The organism is Candidatus Krumholzibacteriia bacterium (genome assembly GCA_029865265.1).
Lineage (GTDB): Bacteria > Krumholzibacteriota > Krumholzibacteriia > WVZY01 > JAKEHA01 > JAKEHA01.
Genome location: JAOUHG010000087.1, coordinates 1 through 3,196, shown reverse-complemented (window position 1 = coordinate 3,196; position 3,196 = coordinate 1). Strand labels below are relative to the sequence as shown.

The window sequence follows — 3,196 nt, the reverse complement described above, 5'->3', positions numbered from 1 at the left end:
GCGGCCGGCGAGGTTTGCGCCCCTCGACCCGCCGGTGCACCCGCGCATCGCCGCCGCCATCAACACCGACGGCATCACCCGGCTCTACACCCACCAGGCGGACGCCATCCGCCACGCGCGCGCGGGGGAGCACGTGGTGGTGGTGACGGGTACCGCCAGCGGCAAGACGCTCTGCTACAACGTGCCGGTGCTGGAGGCGATTCTCGCCGAGCCCGACGCGTGCGCGCTGTACCTGTATCCCACCAAGGCGCTCGCGCAGGACCAGTTGCGCACGCTGACGCGCTACCTCGAAACCGACCCCAGCCTGCCGCTCGTCACCGGTACCTACGACGGCGACACGCCGCCCAACGCGCGCCGCAAGCTCAAGAACGAAGCCAACGTGCTGCTCACCAACCCCGACATGCTGCACTCGGGCATCCTCCCCAACCACGGAACGTGGGCGCGTTTTCTCGCCAACCTCAAGTACGTGGTGGTCGACGAGGTGCATACCTACCGCGGCACCTTCGGATCCAACGTGGCGCACGTGCTGGGGCGTTTGAATAGGATCTGCGAGCACTACGGGGCGAAACCGACATTCATCGGCTGCTCCGCCACCATCCGCAACCCGAAGGAGCTCGCCGAACGCCTCACCAGCCGTCCCATGCAGGTGGTGGAGAACGACGGTTCGCCGCGCGGACCCAAGGCGTTCGCCATCTGGAACCCGCCGTTCTTCGGAGACGACCGTGTGGAAAGAAAGAGCGCCAACGTGGAAGCGGCGCGCATCCTCTCCGAACTGGTGGCGCAGGACCACCAGGCCATCGCCTTCGTGCGCGCACGCGTGGTGAGCGAAGTGGTGGCCCGCTACGCGCAGGAGTTCGTGACGAAGCTCTCGCCGTCGCGTGCCAAACTCATCAAGAGCTACCGCGGCGGGTATCTGCCCGAGGAACGGCGCAGGATCGAGCGCGCCTTGTTCGGAGGGGAACTCAAGGCGGTGGTGAGCACCAACGCGCTGGAGCTCGGCATCGACATCGGCAGCATGGAGGCGGCACTGCTGGTGGGTTATCCCGGGTCGATCGCATCCGTGTGGCAGCAGGCCGGGCGCGCGGGCCGCGGCGCGGACGCGTCGCTCGTGATCCTCCTGCCGTACGATTCGCCCATCGACCAGTACATGGCCAAGCACCCGGACTACTTCTTCGGGCGCTCGCCCGAGAACGCGGTCATCGATCCCCTGAACGCGCACATCGTGCTGAGCCACGTGCGCGCGGCGGCGTTCGAGCTGCCCATTCGAAAAGAAGACTGGGAGCAGTTCGGCGCCTACTGCGGGCCCATCTTGAAGCTGCTGGAAGACGACCGCCAGGTGCGCCAGCAGGGCGGGCAGTTCTTCTGGAGCGGGCCCAACTACCCCAGCGCCGACGTGAGCCTGCGCAACATCGGCGACGACGTGTACACCATCATAATAGGGACGTCGGCGGCCATGGCGGCCGAGGGGCTGAAGGCGGTTCCCAACGAGCACAGCCGCGTCATCGGCACCATCGACGAGAGCGGCGCCTTCCAGCAGCTGCACCCGCAGGCCGTCTACATCCACGGCAGCGAGACGTACTTCGTCAACGAGCTGGATATTCGCAAGAAGATCGCGTGGGTGCAGAAGGAAGACACCGACTACTACACGCAGTCGATCACCGAGACCAAGATCAAGATCGAGAACGAGGAACTGCACAAGAGCGAGCACGCCAGCGAGATCCACTGGGGCGACCTGTCGGTGACGTCGGTGACCTACATGTTCAAGAAGATCAAGTTCGGCAGCCGCGACTCGCTGGGGTTTGGCGCACTCGACCTCCCCGCGCAGACGCTCGACACCACCGGCATGTGGCTCCTGCCGCACCCGGAGGCGTACGCGCTGGCCAAACAGGCTGGCCGCGTGCCGCGCGAGGGGTTGCTGGGGATCTCCAACGTGATCCGCGAGGTGATTCCGCTGTTTGCCATGTGCGACACCATGGACGTGGGGGCGTCGGTGGATTCATCCGCCGCCAACGCGCCCGGCATCTTCGTACACGACCGCTTCCCGGGCGGGCTGGGGTTCGCGCTCAAGGCGTACGAACTCATCGACGAGATCCTGCCCGCGTGCCTCGAACTGCTCGACCACTGCGCGTGCAACGGCGGCTGTCCCTCGTGCGTGGGCTCGCCGCTGCCGCCGTACTCGCACCTCGATCCGGACGTGAACGCGCGCGGGCTGATTCCCGACAAGGAAGCCGCCAAGTCGATCCTCCATCATATGCTCGGACGCGAGCCGTACCAGCCGTCCGCGCGTACCGCCGCGGGCAGCGCGGAGTTGCTGCGAGAGGGGGAGGACCTGCGCAAGCTGGTCGACTCCACGCAACTCCCGGTGACGCTGGAGAAGAAACTTCGCCAGCGCGTCGACAAGCTGCGCAAGCGCGGCCCCGCTTTCAGACCGCGTTGATCCGAGGAGGTATCCGCCGTGCGGATGGACAAGTTGACCACCAAGTTCCAGCTCGCGCTCGCCGACGCGCAGAGCCTGGCTGTCGGCCGCGACCATCAGTTCATGGAACCCGTTCACGTGCTGATGGCCCTGCTCGACCAGCAGGGCGGCAGCGCGCGGCCCATCCTGGTGCAGGCCGGGGTGAGCGTGGACAAGTTGCGCCTGGGCCTCATGGAGGCCATCGACCGCATGCCGCGCGTGGAGGGAACCCCCGGCGAGGTGCTCGTCTCACGCGACCTCAATCGCCTGCTCAACGTCACCGACAAGCTCGCGCAGGACCGTAACGACGAGTTCATTCCCTCCGAGCTGTTCCTGCTGGCCGCGGTAGACGACAAGAGCCCCGCGGGTGACATCCTGCGCGGCGCCGGCGCCACCCGCGCCGCCGTGGAGGCGGCGGTGGAGCAGGTGCGCGGCGGGCACAAAGTGGAGTCCGCCGACGCCGAGGACCAGCGCCAGGCGTTGCAGCGCTTCACCCTCGATCTCACCGAACGCGCCGAGCAGGGCAAGCTCGATCCCGTGATCGGCCGCGACAACGAAATCCGCCGGGCCATCCAGGTGCTGCAGCGCCGCACCAAGAACAACCCCGTCCTGATCGGCGAGCCCGGCGTGGGCAAGACCGCCATCGTGGAAGGGCTCGCACAGCGCATCGTCAACAACGAGGTGCCGGAGGGGCTGGCCGGCAAGCGGCTGCTCTCGCTCGACATGGGCGCACTCATCGCC

General features: G+C 67.1%; 2 protein-coding genes. Both read left to right on the top strand.

Annotation, left to right across the window (positions count from 1 at the left end; all coding sequences use genetic code 11):
- Window positions 1–2,437 (top strand): DEAD/DEAH box helicase (locus tag OEX18_15810; protein ID MDH4338728.1); only part of this gene is annotated, 2,437 nt, incomplete at its 5' end.
- Between the two features lie 24 nt (window positions 2,438–2,461).
- Window positions 2,462–3,196, top strand: a 735-nt coding sequence (locus tag OEX18_15805; protein ID MDH4338727.1) for a type VI secretion system ATPase TssH, incomplete at its 3' end; no start/stop codon positions are given.